The sequence below is a fragment of the Nonomuraea sp. NPDC050540 genome (genome assembly GCF_044457485.1).
Taxonomy (GTDB): Bacteria; Actinomycetota; Actinomycetes; order Streptosporangiales; family Streptosporangiaceae; genus Nonomuraea.
In genome coordinates this window covers 1,004,871-1,026,631 of sequence record NZ_JBITHA010000001.1, presented here as the reverse complement: position 1 = coordinate 1,026,631, position 21,761 = coordinate 1,004,871, and the positions used below count along the sequence as shown (strand labels likewise).

At 72.6% G+C, this 21,761-nt stretch carries 16 protein-coding genes; 3 read left to right on the top strand and 13 right to left on the bottom strand.

What is annotated here, in order from left to right:
• Both ACIBI5_RS04610 and ACIBI5_RS04605 read left to right on the top strand, forming a co-directional pair.
• The gene (locus ACIBI5_RS04610; RefSeq protein ID WP_397243132.1) at positions 1 to 3,186 is read left to right on the top strand and encodes a hypothetical protein; all 3,186 of its coding nucleotides are present in this window, start codon (positions 1 to 3) and stop codon (positions 3,184 to 3,186) included.
• Position 3,187: 1 nt separating this feature from the next.
• Positions 3,188 to 5,953, top strand: coding sequence for a protein-arginine deiminase family protein (locus ACIBI5_RS04605; protein ID WP_397243130.1), 2,766 nt, complete (start codon positions 3,188 to 3,190; stop codon positions 5,951 to 5,953).
• On the opposite strand, the gene ACIBI5_RS04600 is transcribed toward ACIBI5_RS04605, so the two are convergent.
• From ACIBI5_RS04600 to ACIBI5_RS04540, 13 genes are all read right to left on the bottom strand, one after another.
• Entirely contained in the window at positions 5,950 to 6,933 is a 984-nt protein-coding gene (locus ACIBI5_RS04600; RefSeq protein ID WP_397243128.1) for a P1 family peptidase, read from the bottom strand. The genes ACIBI5_RS04605 and ACIBI5_RS04600 overlap by 4 nt on opposite strands.
• Complete coding sequence (locus tag ACIBI5_RS04595) at positions 6,930 to 7,553, bottom strand: TetR/AcrR family transcriptional regulator (protein WP_397243126.1); 624 nt, start codon at positions 7,551 to 7,553, stop codon at positions 6,930 to 6,932. The genes ACIBI5_RS04600 and ACIBI5_RS04595 overlap by 4 nt, the downstream gene beginning before the upstream one ends.
• A gap of 37 nt (positions 7,554 to 7,590) precedes the next feature.
• Positions 7,591 to 8,538, bottom strand: coding sequence for an ABC transporter substrate-binding protein (locus ACIBI5_RS04590; protein WP_397243125.1), 948 nt, complete (start codon positions 8,536 to 8,538; stop codon positions 7,591 to 7,593).
• Between the two features lie 11 nt (positions 8,539 to 8,549).
• On the bottom strand, positions 8,550 to 9,494 hold the full coding sequence (locus ACIBI5_RS04585; RefSeq protein ID WP_397243123.1) for an ABC transporter permease: 945 nt from the start codon (positions 9,492 to 9,494) through the stop codon (positions 8,550 to 8,552).
• Complete coding sequence (locus tag ACIBI5_RS04580; RefSeq protein ID WP_397243121.1) at positions 9,491 to 10,240, bottom strand: ATP-binding cassette domain-containing protein; 750 nt, start codon at positions 10,238 to 10,240, stop codon at positions 9,491 to 9,493. Before ACIBI5_RS04580 ends, ACIBI5_RS04585 begins: the two co-directional genes overlap by 4 nt.
• 42 nt (positions 10,241 to 10,282) lie before the next feature.
• Positions 10,283 to 12,178: a glycosyltransferase family 39 protein gene (locus tag ACIBI5_RS04575; protein WP_397243119.1), complete on the bottom strand. Its 1,896-nt coding sequence runs from the start codon at positions 12,176 to 12,178 to the stop codon at positions 10,283 to 10,285.
• The gene (locus tag ACIBI5_RS04570) at positions 12,175 to 13,323 is read right to left on the bottom strand and encodes a glycosyltransferase (RefSeq protein WP_397243117.1); all 1,149 of its coding nucleotides are present in this window, start codon (positions 13,321 to 13,323) and stop codon (positions 12,175 to 12,177) included. Before ACIBI5_RS04570 ends, ACIBI5_RS04575 begins: the two co-directional genes overlap by 4 nt.
• Positions 13,324 to 13,348: 25 nt before the next feature.
• Positions 13,349 to 14,710 (bottom strand): sensor histidine kinase, encoded by a 1,362-nt coding sequence (locus ACIBI5_RS04565; protein ID WP_397243115.1) that lies wholly within the window; start codon positions 14,708 to 14,710, stop codon positions 13,349 to 13,351.
• A complete protein-coding gene (locus tag ACIBI5_RS04560) occupies positions 14,707 to 15,390 on the bottom strand; it encodes a response regulator transcription factor (RefSeq protein ID WP_397243789.1) in 684 nt (227 codons plus the stop codon). The genes ACIBI5_RS04565 and ACIBI5_RS04560 overlap by 4 nt, the downstream gene beginning before the upstream one ends.
• A gap of 60 nt (positions 15,391 to 15,450) precedes the next feature.
• On the bottom strand, positions 15,451 to 16,941 hold the full coding sequence (locus ACIBI5_RS04555) for a phytoene desaturase family protein (RefSeq protein ID WP_397243113.1): 1,491 nt from the start codon (positions 16,939 to 16,941) through the stop codon (positions 15,451 to 15,453).
• A gap of 125 nt (positions 16,942 to 17,066) precedes the next feature.
• Positions 17,067 to 18,182, bottom strand: coding sequence for a hypothetical protein (locus ACIBI5_RS04550; protein WP_397243111.1), 1,116 nt, complete (start codon positions 18,180 to 18,182; stop codon positions 17,067 to 17,069).
• A gap of 19 nt (positions 18,183 to 18,201) precedes the next feature.
• Positions 18,202 to 19,395 carry a hypothetical protein gene (locus ACIBI5_RS04545; RefSeq protein WP_397243109.1) on the bottom strand — a complete coding sequence of 398 codons (1,194 nt, stop codon included), beginning with the start codon at positions 19,393 to 19,395 and terminating at the stop codon, positions 18,202 to 18,204.
• A gap of 259 nt (positions 19,396 to 19,654) precedes the next feature.
• On the bottom strand, positions 19,655 to 20,563 hold the full coding sequence (locus ACIBI5_RS04540) for a LysR family transcriptional regulator (RefSeq protein ID WP_397243107.1): 909 nt from the start codon (positions 20,561 to 20,563) through the stop codon (positions 19,655 to 19,657).
• Positions 20,564 to 20,633: 70 nt separating this feature from the next.
• Between ACIBI5_RS04540 and ACIBI5_RS04535 the strand changes: the two genes are divergently transcribed.
• Positions 20,634 to 21,653, top strand: a complete 1,020-nt coding sequence (locus ACIBI5_RS04535; protein WP_397243105.1) for a YeiH family protein — start codon at positions 20,634 to 20,636, stop codon at positions 21,651 to 21,653.
• The last annotated feature ends 108 nt before the right edge of the window (positions 21,654 to 21,761 follow it).

Below are 21,761 nucleotides of genomic sequence, written 5' to 3'. Positions count from 1 at the left end.
TTGGCTAGCGAAGGCATTCTCCGGTTCATCACCGTCCGGCCGGCCAAGGCGCGTGTCCAGCCCCCGCCGAACGTGCTGATCCCGGCCGCCGGGCTCTTCCAGCAGCTCGCGGCGGCCGTGGCGAGCGGCGCGGACCGGGCCGGGCTGCGGGAGATCGCCCGCGGCTACAGCGCAGCCGCCGACCACCCCGAGCCGCTCGACACCGCCGCCCTGCGCGAATGGTTCTACGCCAACCAGGACCGTCCCCTCGAAGACGCCGACCTGGACGCGCTGGTCCGTCACGCCTACGGGAGCGCGCTGCCGGAGCTGGTGGCCGGGGAACGGTTCGCCGCCACGCGGGCCCGGGTCACCGACCAGGTGCTGACCACCGCGCTGCTCGGCGACCCGGCGGGCGACGGCCAGCGCCACCTGCTCGACGCCAAGCTCCTCGCCCTCGCCGTCACCCTCTCCGCCACCCCGGACCAAAGCGCCCAGGACCAAAGCACCCCAGACCAAGGCACACCGGACCACAGCACCTCGGACCACAGCACCTCGGACCACAGCACACCGGATCAGGCCATCCCCGATCGGGCCACCCCAGACCTGACCGTCTCGGGGCATGCGATCCCGGAGCAGGTGATCCCCCGCCAGACCGCTCACGGGGACGTCGGCCAGGGCGACTCGGCCCACGGGACCGCGGGCCAGGACGATGCTGCCCACGGAGGTGTGGATCACGGAGGTGTGGATCACGGAGGTGTGGATCAGGGCCAGGTGGATCACGGGCGTCCGGGCCAGGGCGCACCGGGGCACCGCGTGGGAGGTGGGCGGAGGACCTTGGGGGACGTCGTGGGTGGGGGCGTCGTGGTGTTGCCCGGGTTTCTGGGGCGGGCCCGGCAGGAACCCCTTCCGGTGCCGCCGTCCCTGCCCTCCGGGGATGCGGACCAGGAGGCGCGCGACTGGCTGGCCCGGCTGGAGGAGACCCGGCGGGAGCTGGTGCGGCTGGTCACCGACGGGCGGCATGTCGAGTACCCCGACGTTCTGGCCCCCGTCCTGCCGGACGGCGATGTCGAGCGGCAACTGGCCGGGCTGCGGGCGGCCGATGCCGGACGCCCCCGGCTGTCGGCCTCCGGGGTGGCGCGGCTGAGCGGCACGGCCACCGGCGTCCTGGAACAGCTGGGGCAGCTCGACGGCGAGGTGCTGCCGTTGCGGGCGGTTCCGGTCATCGAGGAGGAGATGCGGCGGACCGGCGCACATGTGGGGACGCGGGCCGTACCCGATGGAGTGCTCGCCTTCGACGGCGGCGAGATCGATCTCGGACGCTACCACCGCGCCCTCGGCGACTCCCCGGCCGTCACCGACCCGCCGCCCGTCCCCCAGCACTCGCAGGCGGGCGTCGCCGACCTGCTGGTGGTCCGGCAGAAGATCAAGGCCTACGAGCTGGGCGAGTACGCCCACATCGAGAACGTCATGGCCGGCGAGTCCCGCGAGCGCTCCACCCGCCGCCTCACCCAGGTCGAGGAGATCATCGAGCGGGAGACCGAGACGGAGACGGAAAAGGAGAAGGACCTTCAGTCCACGACCCGCAACGAGCTGCAGAACGAGGCGGAGAAGCACGTCAAGAGCCAGCTCGACATCGAGGCCGGCCTGCAGGTCAGCGGCAGTTACGGCCCCGCGGTCTCCTTCACCTCCAGCCTCAAGGCGGGCTTCTCCACGACCACCGAGGAGTCGCAGCGCAAGGCGTCCTCGTTCTCGCAGGAGGTCACCCAGCGCACGGTGGAGAAGGTCCGCGAGAAGGTACGCACGCTGGTGCGCAAGCGCACGCTGGAGGAGTTCGAGGAGAACAACCGGCACGGCTTCAGCAACAACCTGGCCCGCCACGTCCGGGGCATCTACCGCTGGCTGAACAAGGTCTACGACGCCCAGGTCTTCAACTACGGCCAGCGCATGATGTTCGACTTCGTGGTGCCGGAGCCGGCGGCGTTCTATCTGTACGGCCTGGTGGAGAACCCGCCGCAGGACAGCGAGCTGGTCAAGCCGGCCCCGCCGACCGTCGCGGGCAATCCGCTGACCCCGGCGCAGATCGACGCCGGGACCTACGGCCCGCTGCTGGCCCGCTACCGGGTGACCAACGCGCCCCCGCAGCCGCCGGAGCTGCGCACGGCGAGCTTCTTCGCCAAGTACGACGGCGGCAACTACACCTCCACCGGCGCGGCGGGCAAGGTCGAGATCCCCGAGGGCTACCGCGCCTACCGGGCGACCGTGCAGGCCACCCACATCTGGGCCGCGGACATCCAGCTGCACCCGTTCCAGATCGTCTTCGACGGCAAGATGTACGACTTCCACGACACCTGGGGATCGCAGGGCGGCCCGACGAGCCGGCTGGAGAAGGACGCGTCGGTCTCGATCTCCGTGGCGGCCAACGCGTGGGCGGTGGCGATCGACGTCGACTGCAAGCTCTCCCCCGAGGCGTACGCGAGCTGGCAGCACGAGGCCTTCGACGCCATCATCGCCGCCTACCAGCAGCAGCTCGCCGAGTACAACGAGCGCAAGGCGCAGCGCGAGCTCGAACGCAGCAGCACTCAGCAGTTCGGCCGCAACCCGCTGGCCAACCGGCGGGTGGAGCGCGACGAGCTGAAGAAGTGGGTCATCATGATGCTGGCCAAGCAGCCGGAGCTCAATCTCGACTCGTTCAAGAGCCCGACCGGCGCGCCCATACTCGACCTCGACAAGGCCAACGCCAACGGCCGCTACATCCGGTTCCTGGAGAACGCCTTCGAGTGGCAGAACATGCTCTACGTCTTCTACCCGCACCTGTGGGGGCGGCGGGCGCGCTGGGTGCCGGCGCTGAACGTCACCGACCCCGACCCGGACTTCGCCGCGTTCCTGCGGGCGGGGGCGGCGCGCGTGCAGGTGCCGGTGCGGCCGGGGTTCGAGCGCGCGGTGGCCTACTTCGTGCACACCGGCAACGTGTGGGACGGCAACGACGTGCCCACGGTCGAGGACGAGCTGTACGTGCCGATCATCGACGAGATCACCACCAACCTCGGCAGGATCGACGGCGGCGTGCCCTACCCGGCCGGGTCCAGGCCGTGGGAGGTGGTGGTGCCGACGGACCTGGTGCTGGTCCAGGATCTGTCCGAGGTGCCGCCGCTGCGGGACGCGCTGCGCCCCGGCGCCCACGTCACCCTCGACGCCGGCGAAGGCTGAGGTGTGCGCCTACCGCCTGCACGCCGACTACGACCGCACCGGGCGGCTGAGCGGGGACGCGGCGGAGTGGGCCGGCAGGAAGCGCGAGCCCGGCGCCCTGGTGCGCGCCAACCTGGACGCCGACGCCAGGAGGCTGCCCGCGTCGGTCGCCAGGTCGGGCCCCGCCACCCCCGACCGGGAACGGCAGGCCAAGACGGCCGGGGACGACGAGCCGATCAGGATGCAGGTGCAGGAGGTGAGCCACGAGCCCGGCCCGCTGTTCGTGGTCCTGCAGGGGGCCGATCCGCAGCGGATCGCGGTCGTGGACTCGACCGGGGTGCGGATCCGGCCGGTGCCGATGCGGAACCTGGCCCGCTATCCGCTACCGGCGGGGCCGTTCCCGAAGAGGCTGGCCTTGGAGGCGGTGGACCTGGCGGCCAGTCCCGCGACCAACAGGCTGCTGGTCCCCGGAGCGGGGCCGCCGACCGGCGCCAGGATCGTGGTGCGGCTGGAGCGCGACGGCGCGGGCGGCACCGTGGTCGAGGACGAGGCGGTGGTGACGCTGGCGCCGTTCGTGCTGATCGGCAACGCGGGGCGGCTGGAGCGGCTCTACATGTGCGCGGTGCGGGAGGACGACCCGGCCAGATCGCTGGACGACAACGGGCCCGCCGTCGCCGACGTGCGCGCCGCGCTCGCCCCGCTGCGGGTGCCGCTGGTGCTCATCCCGCAGGAGGTGCACGGCGGGGACAGCTGGATCCAGGACCAGTACCAGCTCGGCTATACGCGGACCCCCGACGGGGTGCAGCGGGTGCTCCTGCACACGCCGCGCACTCGCTCGGACGCCTCCAGGACCGGCGCCCCGAACCTGGGCGGCGTGCTGGCCGGGCACTTCCTGAGCAAGGACATCGGGGTCTGCCAGGCGTTCTGGGACCGCGAGCTGACCGTCCCCGGGCCGGACGGCGCGCCCGCGCGGATGGGCTTCGCCGAGAGCGACCGCCTGCTGACGGTGCTGACGAAGGTGCTCGTGCTGCGCCGGCACATGGTGGAGACGGTCTCCAGGATCGGCACCGCGGAGGACCTCGCCCGCATGCGCAAGGCGATCGGCCCGGCGCGGGCGGACGTGTGGAAGTCCCGCTCGGAGCTTGAGCTGCTGCTGAGCCTGTTGCGCGGTACGGCACGCGCGGCGCTGACCCGCCCGGACACCCCGTGGAAGAAGGACCTGATCGACCCGCTGCTCGACGACGCGGGCCGGCAGGTGGCCGCCGTGACGGCCGAGATGCCGATCGCGGGCGGCCGGGCCCGGCTACGGCTGCCCGCCGCCGGCCCGCGCCCGGCCCGGGAGTTCGTCCTGAGCGCCGACGAACTGGTCAAGCTCGACCGGCAGCTCGGCAACTGGCACTCCGGGCACAACTACGGCGGCAACATCGAGGTCGGCCCGCCCTCCAAGAACGGCCCCGCCGGAGTGGTCGTCGTGGGCAACACCACGCAGCAGGCCGGCGACGGCTCCACGCTCACCGACATGGACCCGGACCTGCTGGCCTTCCTGCGCGGGCAGGCGCACGGCCACCAGAGCGTGGTGGAGGTGGACACGAGCTGGCTGGACGTGGGCCACGTGGACGAGATGCTGGCCTTCGTGCCGGACCTGCGCGACCCGCGCGGCCCGGGCACGGTGCTGCGCGCCGCCCCGGCCATGGCCCTGCTGATCATCACCGAGGCCAAGCGGGAGTTCCTGAGCGGGCTGAACGCCCGTGACCTCGCCGAGTACACGAACTGGCAGTACATCAGCTCCAGGAGCCGCCACACGATCCAGGGCACCAAGCCGATCACCCACCTGCTGCGGGGCCTGCGCTGGCTGCAGCATCACGAACCGGGCCAGACCCTGCCCACCGAACCCCCGGAGATCTACCAGCGCCTCGCCCGGCAGAACGCCTCGGGCCCGACCGCGCACGACATCCCGTTGCCCGTCTCGCCCTGGAGCACCCAGCCCGCGCCGGTCTACCCGGCGGGCATCTCGGTCTATGAGATGTACTACTTCAGCGACAACCTCAACGAGGACCTGGAGGCGGAGCCGGCGCCCGCCAGGAGCGGGCCGGACGGGTCGGAGATCCCCGCGGTGGGCCAGCTCACCGAGGCGGTTGAGCGGATCACCACGGAGTACGACGGCAGGATGCCGATCCACGGCCTCCCGGTCTTCTTCGACCGGCGCTCGCCCGCGAGCGGCCGCAGCACCGCCTTCACCCCGAACCTCGCCAACCTGCAGGTGGCCGGAGACCGCCTGCTCATCCCCCGCCCGCACGGGCCGCGCATGTCGCCGGAGTCGGCGGCCCGGGTGCTGCGGGCGGTGGCCGCTCGCTTCCCCGAGGCCGTGCGCGCGGCGCGTCTCACGCCGCAGTGGCTACGCGCCCGAGGCCTGAACCGGACCACGTTCTGGGCCCGCCACCAGTCGGTGGGCAAGCCGACGGCCACCGACCTCGCCAACCTGGCGTTCGCCTTCGCCGACGGCTTCCCCCGCGGCATGCCGGAGGCCCAGGTCCGCCGGCTCGTCCTGCGGGCCAACGCGAACGCCTTCGACGCCACCGGGCGACTGAAGGGCGGCGGCTGGCGGCAGCTGGTGATCCCGGAGAACAAGGTGGACCTGTTCGAGGCCTGGACCGAGGCGGTCGCCGACAAGCTCGGCTACCGCGTGCAGTGGGTGGAGGCGTGGTACTACCACGTCCGCCTGGGCTCGATCCACTGCGGGACGAACGTGCTGCGCACCGCACCGGCCGACCGGCCGTGGTGGCGTTAGACGGGCCGCCAGGCGGCGGCGGTGTGGCCGGCGCGGCCCCGGGTGGGCACCGCGGCCAGGAGGCTGTTGAGCACCGACTCCTCCACCGCGTCGAGGGTGGCCTCGAACAGCGGGCTGAGGTGCCGATCGGCGACGTGCTCGCCGGAGACGGCGGTGGAGAAGGCCAGGCCGTAGTCGCCGCTGCCGTGGGAGTAGGAGGCGCCGACCCGGCCGAGGGCGTAGACGCCGCGCTTGGCGAGCCGGGTCAGCTGACGGCCGTCCAGGCGGGCGTCGGTGGCCACGACGATCATGCAGGAGCCGTCGTCGGGAGGTGTCTCCAGGCCGAGGAGCTCCAGCTCGGAGGCGGCTTCGGCCTCGTGCGTACGGGCCCCGGTGCGCAGGGTGCCGCCGAAGTTGGCCTGGACCAGGGCGCCGACGGTCACCCGACCGGCCACGGCCAGGTCGAGGGTGCGCGAGGCGGTGCCGATGCCTGCCTTGAAACCCAGGGCGACGGTGCCGGTGCCCGCGCCCACGCAGCCCTCCTCGACCGGTCCCGGGCGGGCGCCGTCGAGCGCGGCGAAGACATGCTCGGCGGTGATCGGGCGCGCGGGCATGTCGGACAGCCAGCCGTCGTTGCACTCGCCCACGACCGGGTTGACCGACGGCAGGCCGGGGTCGCGGGCCAGCATCCAGCTGATCAGCGCGTCGGCCACGCGGAAGGTGGACATGGTCGCGGTCAGCAGGATCGGCGTCTCGATCACGCCGAGCTCGGCGACCTGGGTGGTGCCGACGAGCTTGCCGTAGCCGTTGCCCGCGTAGACGCCGGCGCTGAGCGGCAGCCGGTCGGGGACGACCGCGGTCACGCCGGTGTGGATCGCGGGCTCACGCCGCAGCGTGGTGTGGCCGACGCGCACGCCGGGCACGTCGGTGATCGCGTTGTGCTCCCCCGTCCGGTACGGCCCGCCGGCCAGACCGTACGCACGCGCGCGCATGGCCGTCATGCGGAGAACGCCTCGGGAGACAGCCCGACCTCGCGGGCGGCGGCGGTACGGGCGTGGGCGAGCAGTCGCTCCTGGGTGAGCACGCCGGGGTGGAGCGTGTAGCGGATGGCCAGCCCGTCGAGCATGGCGTCGAGGCGTTCGGCCGCTCCGGCCGGGTCGTCACAGGTGAACTCGCCACCGTCGACCCCGTCGGTGATCACCCGCTCGATCGCGCGCAGCCACGTCGCCTCCAGCTCCAGGACGATCGCGTTGACCGCGGGCTCGCGCAGGGCGGTGTTCCAGGCGTCCAGCCACAGCAGCCAGCTCTGGTCGGCGCGCGACTGCGGGATGTAGTAGTCGAGGACCCGGTCGAAGCGGCGCACGGCGGTGCCGGGCCCGCGCACGATCTCCTCCAGCCGGGCGCTCTCCACGTCGAGCGTGGCCCTGAGCATCGCGGTGATGAGTTCGTCCTTGGTGGCGAAGTGGTAGTGGATGAGGCCGCCGCTGACGTTGACCGCCTTGGCGATGTCGGCGATCCGGGTGTTGGCCAGCCCTTTTTCGAGGACGACGCGCCGGGTGGCGGCCAGCAGCTCGGCCCGGCGCTGGTCGGCCTGTTCGGCTCGGGAGGAAGCACTTCGCACCACGAAATCCTATCGCCGGGCCGTACGCCGGTCTCCGTCAGCATCCCGCCTTGTACAGGACCCTCCGCACGTCGGGGGTGTCGACGTTCTCGCGGGTCACGATGGTGGCGTCGGTCGGGATGGCGGCGGTCACCTGCTGTCCCTTGACCGCGGCGAACGCCTGCTCCACGCCCTTCGCGCCGATCTCGCCGGGCAACTGGGCGATGAGCGCCTGCACGACGCCGTCCCTGAGCTGCTTGACCTGGGCCGGGCCCGCGTCGAAGCCGACCATCTTGACCTGGCCGAGCTTGCCTGCCTGCTGCAGCGCCGTGCCCGCGCCTGTCGCGGAGTTGAGGTTGGTGGCGAAGACGCCGGCCAGGTCGGGGTCCTTCGCCAGCGCGGCGTTGACGATCTTGGAGGCCTCGCCGACGTCGTTGTGCGAGTACTGCACGCCCAGCGAGCTCACGCCGGGATGTGCCGCCTTGATCTCCTCCTCGAAGCCCTTGATCCGGGCGTCCACCGTGCTCACGCCGGGGTCGGTGGAGATGACCAGCACCTTGCCCTTGCCGCCGATCTGCTCCGACAGCGCCTTGGCCGCCGCCGCGCCGCCCTTGACGTTGTCGGTGCTGATCCTGGACAGGCCGATCGAGGCGTCCTCGACCACCGTGTCCACCAGGATGATCTTGATGTTGCGCTGCTTGGCCTGGGTGAGCGGGGCGATCATCGCCTTGACGTCGGTGGGCGCGATGAGCAGGGCGTCCGGCTGGGCGGCCACGACCGAGTTCACGATCGGCGTCTGCAGGGTCGGGTCGAACTTCTGCGGCCCCTGCACCTCAAGCTCGACCCCGAGCTCCTTGGCCTTGGCCCGCGCGCCGCAGGCCATCGTCTCGTAGAACTCCTCCCCCGCCAGCCCCTGCACGAGTGTCACCCTGACGGCGCCGCCGGCGCTGGGCTGGCCGCAGGCGGCGAGGGCGAGCAGGAGGGCGGCGGCGAGGGCCTTGCGCATGTCGGGTCTCCTCATGGGTCGCGGCGGGCGCGTTGCCGCTGGTCGGCGTAGACGGCGGCGATCAGCACGGCGCCGACCACCACCTGCTGCCAGAAGGGCCGCACGCCGAGGATCTGGAAGCCGTTCTGCAGCACCGCCGGGATGAACACGCCGATGACGGTGCCGGCGACGGTGCCGACGCCGCCGAACAGCGACGTGCCGCCGATCACGACGGCGGCGATGGCCTGCAGGTTGTCGGTGGAATGAGCGGACACGCCGGCGATGCCGTACTTCGCCAGTGACAGGTAGCCGGCCAGCCCGGCCAGCAGTCCGGCGAGGCCGTACACCGTGACCAGGTGCCTGGTGACGCGCACGCCGGCGCGGCGGGCGGCCTCGGCGTTGGAGCCGATCGCGTAGGTGTGGCGGCCGAAGCGGGTGCGGGCGAGGGCGAAGCCGAGCACGGCGGTGAGGGCGCCGCAGATCCACACGAGGTGGGGCACGCCGAGCCAGCGGGCCAGGCCGAGGCCGAGGTTCAGCTCGCCGGGCGCGCGCAGGTCGACGCCGCCGGTCAGCAGCAGCGCGGCGCCGAGCGACATGCCGAGCGTGCCGAGGGTGACGATCAGCGCGGGGATCCGCCCGTGCGCGACGAGCACGCCGTTGAGCAGACCCCACCCCAGCCCCGACAGTACGGCCGCCGCCGCACCCACCAGCAGCGAGCCGGTGGCCTCGGCCGTCAAGGCGGCGGCCACGGCCGAGAAGACCAGCACGCCGCCGACCGACAGGTCGATCCCCGCGGTGATGATCACGTAGGTCATGCCGGTGGCCAGGAGCAGGAGGATGGCGGCGTCGCTGACCAGGTTCAGGAGGTTGAAGGGGGTGGCGAAGCTGCCGGGCCGCAGGAGGGCGAAGGCGGCGAGCAGGCCCGCGAGCACGAGCCCGATCCAGAACACCTGCGCCGACAGCAGCCGCCCGCTCATCCGCGGGCTCCCGTCATCGCACCGACCAGTTCTTCCATGGAGACCTGCGCGGTGGCGAAGCGGGCCACCCGGCGGCCGAGCCTGAGCACCTCGACCCGGTCGGAGACGGCCTTGACGTCCTGCATGTTGTGGCTGATCAGCAGCACGGTCACGCCGGAGTCGCGCACGCCGCGGATGAGGTCGAGCACGCGGCGGGTCTGGACGACGCCGAGCGCGGCGGTCGGCTCGTCCATGAACACCACCCGGCGCGCCCAGGTGACCGCCCTGGCCACGGCGACGCCCTGCCGCTGGCCGCCGGAGAGCGTGGAGACCGGCGCGTCCGGCGACTTCAGCTCGATCCCGAGGCGCTCGCAGGCCTGCCGGGCGCGCTCGCGCATGGCGGCGTCGTCGAGCAGTCCGAGGCGGCCGAGCAGGCCGGGCCTGAGCAGTTCGCGGCCGAGGAAGAAGTTGGCCGCGGGGGTGAGGTCGGCGCAGAGGGCGAGGTCCTGGTAGACGGTCTCGATCCCGGCGGCCCTGGCGTCCTCGGCGGAGGAGAAGGCCATGGGCCTGCCGTCGAGCAGGATCTCGCCGTCGTCGGGCGGTTCGACCCCGGACAGGATCTTGGCGAGGGTCGTCTTGCCCGCGCCGTTGTCGCCGATCAGTGCGACGACCTCGCCGGGCGGCAGCGCGAGGTCGGCACCGCGCAGCGCCTCGACGTGGCCGTAGCTCTTGACGATGCCGCGGGCTTCGAGCAGCGGTCCGGCCATAGATCTATCAAGAGCGGGGTTGACATCGTTGTCAACCCCCGATCAAGAACAGTCGTGAAGGCCGTCCTGGCCCTGCACGGCCGCGCAGTTCTCCTGGACCCACGAGGTGGTCTGGCCGGCGCCCCTGCCGCCGCCGGTCATCACGTAGCGCAGGCGGCCGGAGGAGGTCAGCTCCTCCAGGCGCGCGGTGGTCATGGCCGGGTCGGCCCCGGTGAAGCCGCCCATGGCGATGACCGGCTCGCCGGTGGACAGGATCAGCGAGGCGGCCTGCTGGGCGCTGCCCACCGCGACCAGCCAGTCGGCGTTCCCCCGGTTGGCCTCCAGGAAGGTGACCAGCTCGGCGCCGATCTCCCGCCCACCCGGACCGCCGGAAAAGCCCTGGTCGTGAGAAGAGCCCGGGTAGCCGGAAAGGCCGGGAGTTCCGGAACGGCCGGGGTCGCCACCACCGGGCGGGCGGTCTCCGGCGGGCTGACGGCCGCCCGGCAGGCCCATCGGGCCGCCGCCGAAGCCGCGGTCGCCGGTGTCGGGGCCCGCGGTCGGGTTGGTGCCGTTCACCGGGGACCGGAGCGGGGTGACCGCGTACGCCGCCGGTCCGGCCAGGCCCGCGACCAGGGCCAGGACCAGCCCGGCGACGGTGATCGCGGGGCCGCGCCGTACCCGGGCCAGGATCAGCGCGAGCCCGGCCAGAGCGGTGGTCCCGAGCACGGCCCAGGCCAGCCACGGCGTCCACTCCGGCGTACGGCGCAGCACCGCGAACCCCCACCCCCCGGTCACCACGACCGCGACCGGCAGCACCCATCCCAGCACCCGCGCCTCCCGGTAGGCCCGCCACATGAGCACCCCGCCCATCCCGCTCAGCGCCGCCACCGCCGGAGCCATGGCCGTGCTGTAGTAGGGGTGGAAGGTGCCGCTGGAGAAGCTGAAGACCACGACGTGCACGGCCAGCCAGCCGCCCCACACCAGCCACGGCCCCCAGGCCCACGCCCGCCCCGCCCTTCTGGCCCGCAGACCGGTCACGACCGCCAGCGGCAGGGCGATCGCGCAGAACGGCAGCAGCCACGAGATCTGCCCGGCCATCACCTCGTTGAACAGCCGCCCGGCCCCGGACTCCCCGCCGAACGAGGGCCCGCCGGCGCGCCCGCCGCCTTGGCCGAAGATCCGGCCGAGGCCGTTGTAGCCGATGACCAGGTCCCGGACCGAGTTGTCGGTGGATCCGCCGACGTAGGGGCGCGAGCCGGTGGGCCACAGGTCGACGATCACCATCCACCAGCCGCTCGACACCACGAGCACCGCCCCGGCGGCCAGCAGGTGACCGAGCCGCCCGACCACGCCGGCGCGGGCGCAGAGCAGGTAGGCGAGGGCGAAGGCGGGCAGCACCAGGTACGCCTGGAGCATCTTGGTGTTGAACCCGAGGCCCACGAACAGCGCGCAGAGCAGCAGCCCGCGGAGCCTTCCGGTACGCAGCGCCTCCAGGCAGAACCAGGCGGCCACGGTGAGCAGCAGCACCAGGAGCGTGTCCGGGTTGTTGTCGCGGTTGATGGCCACGGTGATCGGGGTCAGCGTCATCGCGAGTGCCGCGACGAGCCCGGCCGCCTCCGCCCGCCGTTCACCGAAGGACGCGGCCATGTTGCGGCGTACCGCCGAGAAGACCACCGCGATCGCCGCCACGCCCGCCAGCGCCTGCGGCACCAGCATGCTCCACGTCGAGAACCCGAAGATCCGCGCCGACAGCGCCATCACCCACAACGCCAGCGGCGGCTTGTCCACGGTGATGAACGATCCGGCGTCCAGCGCGCCGAAGAAGAACGCCTTCCAGCTCTGGGTGGCCGACAGGACGGCGGCCGAGTAATAGGTGTTGGCCATCCCGCTCAGCGCCCACGTGTACAGGACCAGGGCGGCGGCGAGCACCCCGGCCAGCGCCCAGCGTGCCCGCGTCATCGGCTCACCCTGCGCGGGTTGAACACCCACACGCGCAGCAGCAGGAAGCGCACCAGGGTGGCCAGCGCGTTCGCCAGCACGACGGCGGCCAGCTCGATGCCGTGCGAGACCCCGGCGGGCAGCAGCGCGAGCCCGCCGGTGGTGAGCGCCAGCCCCACGAGGAAGGCGACCAGGCCCTCGAACTGGTGCCGTACGACGCCCGCCGGTCCGCTGATCCCGAACGTGAAGCGCCGGTTGGCCGCGGTGTTGGCCACGGCGGTGACCAGCAGCGCGATCGTGTTGGCCGGCATGGGCGCGAGCGCCCCGCGCAGCAGCGTGTACAGCCCGAGGTAGGCCAGCGTGCTCATGACTCCCACGATCGCGAAGCGGGGCAGTTGCCTGGCCAGCCCGCTCGGCACCTCCCGTGACGGGATCGGCGCGCGCAGCGCGTGCGCGCGGGCCAGCCTGGCCATGCCGCGCAGGTCGTCCAGGGCGGTGCGCACGACGTCGACCCGGCTGTCCGGGTCGTCGACCCAGTCGACCGGCACCTCGTGGATGCGCAGCCCGTGCCGCTGGGCCAGCAGGAGCAGCTCGGTGTCGAAGAACCACTGCTCGTCCTCGACCGCGGGCAGCAGCGCCCGCGCCACCTCGGTGCGCACCGCCTTGAAGCCGCACTGGGCGTCGGTGAAGCGGGCGCCGAGCAGGGCGTGCAGGAGCAGGTTGTAGCAGCGGGAGATGACCTCACGCTTGGGCCCGCGCTCCACACGTGCCGCCGGTGCCAGCCGGGTGCCGATGGCCAGGTCGCTGTGGCCCGACAGCAGCGGCGCGACCAGGGGCAGGAAGGCGTCCAGGTCCGTGGACAGGTCCACGTCCATGTAGCTGACGACGTCCGCGTCGCTCTGCGACCACACCCGGCGCAGCGCCCTGCCGCGCCCCTTCTCCTCCAGGTGTACGGCCCGCACGTGCGGCAGCTCGGCCGCCAGTTCCCCGGCCAGCGGCCAGGTGCCGTCCGTGCTGGCGTTGTCGGCGATCGTGATGCGGAAGCCGTAAGGGAAGGTGGCCAGCAGATAGTCGTGCAGCCGGGTCACGCTCGCGCGCAGGGCACGCCGCTCGTTGTGGACCGGGACGACCACCTCGACCAGCCGCGTCTTGATGGATGTTGGCATGCTCCCCAGGTCACCGGCCCGGTCTTTAGCCGGGCTTAGCCGATGGTGAGAGCGGGGTGAGACTTCCCGGCAGCCGCACCGTGGCGATCACTCCGCCGCCCGGCGCGTTGTCCAGCCGGACGCTCCCGCCCGCCTCTGCCACCGCCTGCGCCACGATCGCCAGCCCGAGCCCCGAGCCGGGCAGTGCGCGCGCCGACGGGGAGCGCCAGAACCGCTCGAAGACGTGCGGCAGTTCCTCGCGCGGGATGCCGGGCCCGTGGTCGCGCACGGTCAGTACGCCGCCGCGCAGCATCACCTCGATGCCGTTCTCGCTGAACTTGCGGGCGTTGTCGATGAGGTTGAGCACCGCCCGTTCCAGCGAGGCGGCGTTGCCGACGGTGTACCACGTGCCGAGGTCGGTGCTCAGCTCAGCGCCGCGCAGCCTGGCCCGCTCGGCGGCGGCCTTCACCACCTCGTGCAGGGCCAGCTCCACGTGCGGTTCGTGGTCGGTGTCGCCCCTGGCCAGCATGAGCAGGTCGCCGACCAGCGCCGACAGCTCGGCGAACTGGGCCTTCACGTTGACCAGCAGCCGCTCCTTGGCGGCCGGGTCGAGCTGCCTGCCGGTCTGCTCGCTACGCAGCAGCAGGTCGATGTTGGTGCGCAGCGTGGTCAGCGGGGTGCGCAGCTCGTGGCCGGCGTCGGCGACGAGCTGGCGCTGGCGGTCGCGGGAACCGGCCAGGGCGGCCGTCATCGCGTTGAAGGAGGCGCTCAGGCGGGCGATCTCGTCGTCGCCCTTGACGGGGATGGAGGTGTCGAGGTCCTCGGTGGTGGCGATGTGCTCGACCGCCCTGGTCAGCTCTCCCACCGGGCGCAGGGCCGTACGGGAGACGATCAGGCCCGCCGAGGCGGCGCCGAGCACGCCGAGGCCGGCCACGCCCGCGAGCAGGGCGGCCACCGTGTTGAGGGAGTTCTGCAGGCGGTCGAGGCGGCGGGCGCTCATGACCGCCACGCCGGGCGCGACCCACTTCGTGGCGACGCGGACCTGCGCGCCGTCGCTGGTGACGCTCGTGTGCAGGCACTGGCCGCCGGAACGGGCCACCCGCAGGTCGTCCTCGGTCACGCGGATCGGGGTGCCGAACGAGCAGGTCGGGCTCTGGTCGGCGTAGATGATCTGTTCGGAGTACGGCGGCGCGTAGGCGTCCGCACGCGGCGGCTCGGTCGAGCACCTCACCAGGAGCTTGCTCACGTCGGGCCGCTTGCCCGGCGGGCCCTCCAGCTCATGGTCGAGCTGGCTGAGCAGCTCCATGCGCACGATGGAGAAGCACAGGACCGCCGAGAGCGCGACCGCCAGCGCCACCGCCGCCGTGACCAGCAACGTCATCCGGGCGCGCAGGCTGCTCCATCTCACGGCGCGTTCCGCAGCACGTAACCGACGCCGCGCACGGTGTGGATCAGCCGGGGCTCGCCGCCCGCCTCGGTCTTGCGCCGCAGGTACATGACGTAGACGTCGAGGGAGTTGGAGGTCGGCTCGAAGTCGAAGCCCCACACCTCGCCGAGGATCTGGTCGCGGGTCAGCACCTGGCGCGGGTGGCTGAGCAGCAGTTCGAGCAGCTGGTACTCGGTCCTGGTCAGGTCGAGCCTGCGGGCGCCGCGGGTGACCTCGCGGGTGGCCGGGTCCATGCGCAGGTCGGCGTAGGAGAGCAGGCCGTCCTGCGGCACGGCGCCGAGCGCGCTGCGCCGCAGCAGCGCCCGTACCCTGGCCAGCAGTTCGTCCAGCTCGAACGGCTTGACCAGGTAGTCGTCCGCGCCCGCGTCCAGCCCGGAGACGCGGTCGCCGACGGCGTCACGGGCGGTCAGCATCAGCACCGGCACGTGGTTGCCGCCCTGGCGCAGCCGCCGGCACGCGGTCAGCCCGTCGAGCCTGGGCATCATGACGTCCAGCAGCACCGCGTCGTAGACCTCGCGGGCCAGCTCCTCCAGCGCGGCCAGCCCGTCCACGGCCGTGGCCACCTGGTAGCCCTCGAACTCCAGGCTCGACTGCAGCGCCTCGCGCAGCGCCGGCTCGTCGTCCACCACCAGGAGTCTCATGGGCTCACTCATGGGCCAACGCTATGCCGCCATCATGAGAACTCGCTGAAGGACGTGAGGTCAGGAAAGCAGCGACATCGCGGCGTTGTGGCCGGGGATGCCGCTGACCCCGCCGCCGCGCCGCGCCCCGGCCCCGCACAGCAGCAGCCTCGGGTGCCCGGTCTCGACGCCCCAGCCGCCCTCGTCGGCGTAGGGCCAGCTCAGGTCGCGGTGGAAGATGTGCCCGCCGGGCAGCCCGGCCTCGTTCTCCAGGTCGACGGGCGTCTTGGCCTCCAGGCAGGGCTCGCCCTCGGGGGTGGTGGCCAGGCAGTCCTCGATGGGCTCGGCCAGCACGGAGTTGATCGAGCGGAGCGTGGCGTCCAGGGCCTCGCGCCGCGACTTCTCCGGGTCGTCCCGGAAGAGGCGGGCGGGCATGTGCAGCCCGAACAACGTCATCGTCTCCCCGTCCTGGCCGAGGATGGACCGGTCGGTCAGCGAGTGGCAGTAGACCTCCGCGGGCGGCAGCGCCGGGATCTCGCCCCGCGCCGCCTGGGCGAAGGCCCGCGCGAGCTGCTCCTGGCTCTCGTTGATGTGGAAGGTGCCGCTGAAGGCCGCGTACGGTTCCACGCCGCCGTCCTTGAGCCGCGGCAGCCGCCGCAGCACCATGTTGACCTTGAGCTGGGCTCCCTCGGGCGTCTCCGGCTCGCGTCCCAGCAGCCGATCCAGTACGGCCGGCGGCACGTTGGCCAGCACCCGCTCCGCCGACACCACGTGCTCGGCCTCCCCCAGCCGGAAGGTCACCTCCCCGGCCTCCGGGTCGATCCCGGTCACCTCGGCCCCGGTCCTGATCTCCGCCCCCGCCTCGCGGGCCGCCGTGGCCAGCGCGCCGGACACCGCGCCCATGCCGCCGACGGGGACGTTCCACTCGCCGGTCCCGTCCCCGACCACGTGGTAGAGGAAGCACCGGTTGGCCAGCAGGTCGGCGGCCGGGTCGGCGAACGTGCCGATGAGCGCGTCGGTCAGCACCACGCCGCGCACGGTGTCGTCGCGAAAGCGCGCCTCCACCGCCCGCCCGATCGGCTCGGCGAACATCTCCCCCCAGGCCCGCGCCCCGACCAGCCGCTCGACCTCACGCGCCGCGGGCAGCGGCCCGAGCAGCGTGGGCGCCAGCGCCCGCGCCACCTCGGCGGTCATCCCGTAGAACTCCCGCCAGGCCCGGTGGTCCCGCGCGCCGCCGGTGACGGCGCGGAAGGACTCCTCGGTACGGCCGGCGTCCTCGTTGTCCACCAGCAGCCCCGTCCGCCCGACCGGGGTGTAGGAGGCGTAACGCCGCCGCCGGAGCTCGACCCGCAGACCCAGATCCGTGACGATCTTCGTCGGCAGCAGGCTGACCAGGTAGGAGTAGCGCGACAGCCGCGCCTCCACCCCGGGGAAGGCCTGGGCCGAGATGGCCAGCCCACCGACGTGGGCGAGCCGTTCGAGGACGAGCACCCGGCGACCGGCGCGGGCGAGATAGGCGGCGGCGACGAGCCCGTTGTGCCCGGCGCCCACGATGACGGCGTCATAACGCATGAAAGATCCTTAAGCAGGAGGCAGGGATGGGACGGCACGAACGGCGCCCCGCTACAGCCCCGTCTGCCAGTGCGGCTCCGGCCGCAGCAGTTCCTCCCTGGACACCATGCCCGGGACCTTACCCGTCACGGATCGGTCAATACCACCTCCACGTATCGGCGATCCGGCGTGACCGCGACCACCTGAACCTTCAGCACGGTGTCCACCGCGTACTCGGTGGGCAGGCTCGCGCCCACCGCGGCGGTGCCCTCGAACCAGACCGGGTTCTGCTCGCCGTGCCAGGCCAGCACGGGGCGGCGGCCGATGGAGTGCACGACCACCGCGGGCTGGACGGCGGCGTCCTGGCCGAAGCGGGCGCGGTACTCGACGGTGATCTCGCCCTGGCTGGTCGGGACCACCGCGAGCACGGGGTCGTGCAGGTTCGCCTGGCCGAAGGCGGCCAGGCGGATGCGCGGCGAGGTGGACAGGTCCGGGCGGAGCACGCTGCTGGACGCGGCGAACTCCGGCACGTACCGGTAGAGGGCGGCCGGCGACAGGTTGCGGTCGCTGCGGAAGAAGCCGGGCGAGATCACGGTGACGCCGACGAACGCGGGCGGCGTCGGTACCGCGCGGTCCTGCACGCCGGTGAAGCCCATGACCGAGTAGTCGTCGTGGTAGACGTAGTCGCCGCAGGGGCCGAAGGCGTGCTCGAAGTCGATCACGTGGCCGATCTCGTGGTCGTAGAAGGACAGGAACCCGCCCTGGTCGAGGACGGCGGCGCCGCCGATCGCCCCGGAGTTGCACGGCGGCGGGTGCATGAACACGACCACGCGGTCCACGCCGTCGAAGCTGACGCCGTCGCGCTCGGCCTGCGCGCGGGTCTGGTTGACCATGCCGCCGCGGTCGTCGCGGTTGCCGACCTGCGAGATGCCGGTCAGCACGCGCCACGGCTCCACGCTGAAGCGCAGTTCGCGCAGCCGCAGGGTCGAGGCCGACCAGAAGTCGAGCATGCTCCAGCCGTTCGGCGCGTCGAGGACCTCGCGCAGCGCCGCGTCGGGCCAGACGGGGTGGACGTTGGCGTCGGGGGCGTTCGTCGCCCAGGTGTAGCGCAGCACCTTCACGTTGAGCGGCCGCGTGTGCGTGCCGGTACGGCGCAGCAGTTCGCGCACCGACACCTGGCCCGGCAGTCCCGCCTCGCGCCCCAGGGCGCGCACGCTGATCGGAAGCGACCGGACCGCCTTGCTCAGTCGGACGGAGAGCATGGCATTCCTCCAGCGGGGCTCAGCGGAGCAGGACGAGGATCGGGATCAGCCCGATGCCCCCGTCGAGCGCGGACATGGCCTTGCCGATCACGGCGCCGAAGGACCGGCCGGGGTCGAGCGCCTTCATCGCGTGGCCGGGCGTGTCGGAGGTGGTGAGCAGGTCGCCGACGCCGACGGGGGCGTAGGAGGCGTCGACCCGGCAGTAGACCTTGCCGACGAGCGCGAGCGGATAACGTCCCGCGCGCTGGTCGCGGTGGTCGAGGATGACGCCCGGACGGTAGTCGCCCGCCCCCGAGACCACTCCGGCGACCTTGGAGTCGTAGGCGCTGGTGCTCATCCGCACCCGGTCGATCCCGTCGAGCACGACCACCGTGCCGGGAACGACCTCGTCGGTCTCGGTTTCGGCGAGCGAGAAATTCTCGGCCAGATCGGCGCCGGTGAGAAGGACGTCGCCGGTGACGATGACATTTCCCTTGAAGAATCCGGCGGGGCCGACGCCGCGATGGTCGGCGTAGAGCGCGGCACCGGTACTGTCCGCATTGAGATTATAGGCGGCGATAGCCGCGGTATTAGGGGAATTAGTCTCGGCGTGAACGGCTTCATAAGCCTCACTTCTGGCGTCCACCGCGGCGCCGATCCCGGTCCTGACGAACACACCGGGGCCGCGCCCGCGATTGTCGGCGAACACCGAAGCGCCGGTGCCCGTCGGATTGACGTTGTAGGCGGCGATGGCGGCCACCTCACTGGCGTTGGTCTCGGCGTGCAGCGCTTCGTAGGTCTCACTTCTGGCGTCGAGGGCCGCCCCCTGCCCGGTCCTGACGAACACGCCCGGCCCCCGCCCCCGGTTCTCCCCGAACAGGATGGCCCCGGTGCCCTCGGCGTTGAGGTTGTAGGCCGCCACGGCCGCGGTGGCCGGAGCGTTGGTCTCGGCGTGGACGGCTTCGAACCCCTCGCTCTTGGCGTCCACCGCGGCGCCGATCCCGGTCCTGACGAACACACCGGGCCCGCGCCCCCGGTTCTCCGCGAACAGGGTCGCCCCGGTCCCTTCGGCGTTGAGGTTGTATCCGGCTATGGCCGCGTTCTGCGGGGAATTGGTGGTCGCGTGCACCCCGTCGAATTCCTGGCTGATGCCGTGAACTCCGGGGCCGCTCTTACTGGTGCCTTTTACCGCGGCTTCGCCGGGGCGCGAGGTCTCGCCGTGCAACGCAGGCATGGGGGTGCCTTTCAATCGGACGCCTGGGTTCTTCAATATGCCATCCGATGATCCGGCCAGCCAGGAGATAATCCTCTTACTCGTTTATCAATTCACCATTTAGCGGGATTTATAGACCAGGCTGCCGGGGGCCGTGACGGCGGGGCATGTGTCCGACGTGAGAAGCGACCCCCACGATCGGCGCCCGCGCGCGTCGGCGGGTGGCGTGGGGGCGGCTTGCCGTAAGGGATGGAAGGGGTTGAGCGCCCTAAGGGATGGGTCAGGGGCGGCTGGCGATGGAGAGGAGCGTGGCGGCGGGAGAGGGGAGCGTGCGGCCGCGGCGCCAGACCGCGCGCAGGCTGCGGACCAGGTTGAGGCCGGCCAGCGGCACCTCGACCAGCCGGCCGGTCGCGAGGTCGGCCTCGACGGCGTAGCCGCTCAGCACCGCGGGCGCCACGCCCGCGGAGGCCGCGCCCTTCACCGCCGAGTTCGAGCCGAGCTCCAGCCGGGGGCTGGCCTGGTGGAGGTCGCGGAAGGCCAGGTCGAGCGTCTCGCGCGTGCCCGAGCCCGGCTCGCGCACCACCAGCGGCGTCGCGGCCAGTTCCGCCCCCCGCAGCACGGTACGGCGGCGCGCCCACGGATGCCCCGGCGCCACCACGACCACCAGCCGGTCGGTCCCGACCACGCGCGAGTCCAGCCCGTCGGGGACGTTCGGCCCCTCCACGAAGCCCAGCTCGACCGATCTCGGCGTCCCGTCCGCGCCGGCCAGCACCAGCGCGGCGACCTCGGCGGAGTTCACCACGTCGAGCCCCACCTGCACGTCCGGCTCGCGGTTCTGGAACTCGCCCAGCCACCGCGGCACCAGATACTCGGCCACCGTCATCGACGAGGCCACCCGCAGGTGCGCCGCCTCGCTGAGCCGCACGGCCGCGGCCGCGCGCATGAGCTCCTGCGCCGCCGACAGCACCTGCGAGGCCCAGCCGGCGACCATCTTCCCCTCGGCGGTCAGCGCCGACCCACGCGGCGTACGCTCCAGCAGCGGCAGCCCGAGGCGGCGTTCGAGCTGGGCGATGCGCTTGCTGGCCGACGGCTGGGCGATGCCCGCGGCGCGCGCGGCACGGCCCAGGCTGCCGAGCTCGCCCACGTCGACGAGGAGCTTCAGCGAGTCGAGATCCGGCAGCGCGCTCATAGCCTAAGGCTATGACCTGCCAGGCAATGCATGTCTACTGGGAGGTACCGGACGGCCGGAGACTCGGATCATGGTCTCCCTCACCGTCACGCGCGCCTGGCCCCGCCTGCATCTGCCCGGCATCGCCCTGGCCGCGGCGGCGGTCGCGATGGCGCTGGTCGTGAGCCGGTTCCTGCCCGCGCTCAGCCCGGCGATCATCGCCGTGACGGCGGGGGCGGCCTTCCACAACCTCGGCTGGCTGCACGAGCGGCTGCGGCCGGGGCTGCAGTTCGTCGCGAAGCGGGTGCTGCGGGTGGCGATCGTGCTGCTCGGCCTGCAGATCGCCCTGCCCCAGGTGCTCACGCTGGGCGCGCCGACGCTGCTGATCGTGGCGGCGGCGACCGGCCTCACGTTCGTGCTCACGCCTCTGCTCGGACGGTGGCTGCGGGTCGCGCCCGGCACGGCGCTGCTCATCGCCGCGGGGGTGAGCATCTGCGGCGCCTCGGCCATCGCCGCCATGCACGAGAGCGCCGACTCCGACGACGACGACGTGGCCTCCGCCCTGGGCGTCATCACCGTGTACGGCACCGCCGCCATCGTGGCCGTCCCGCTGCTGGCCGGCTGGCTGGGGCTGACGGGACGGCAGCTCGGCGTGTGGGCCGGGGCCGCGGTGCACGAGGTGGCCCAGGTGGCCGCCATCGGCGCCGCCTCCGGCGCGGCGGTGCTGGGCGTGGCGATCACGGCCAAGCTGGCCCGCGTGGTCCTGCTCGCGCCCATGGTCGCCGCCACCACCCTGCGCGCCCAGGCCGGCGCCGCCTGCCGTACCCCGGCCGCGCCCGCCCGCCGGGGTGGCCGGCCGCCGATCATGCCGTTGTTCGTGGCCGGGTTCCTGGCGATGGTCGTGGTGCGCAGCCTCGGCGTCCTGCCCGAGGCGCTGACCTCGGCGGTGCCCCCGGTGACGAGCGTGCTGCTCGCCGCCGCGCTCTTCGGCCTCGGCACCAACATCGACCTGCGGAAACTGGCCAAGGGCGGGCGGGCCGTCCTGCTGGGCGGGATCTCCACCGCGCTGATCACCGGTATCTCGCTGGCAGGGGTGGCGCTTCTGGTGTGATCTCGGGTGGACGCGTCAGGGATCGCCCCGTAACGTGCTCATTTTGGAACAACATCAGGAAATAGACCGTTCCAAAGAGTGCCACGTCAAAGGTCCCACAAGGAGCAC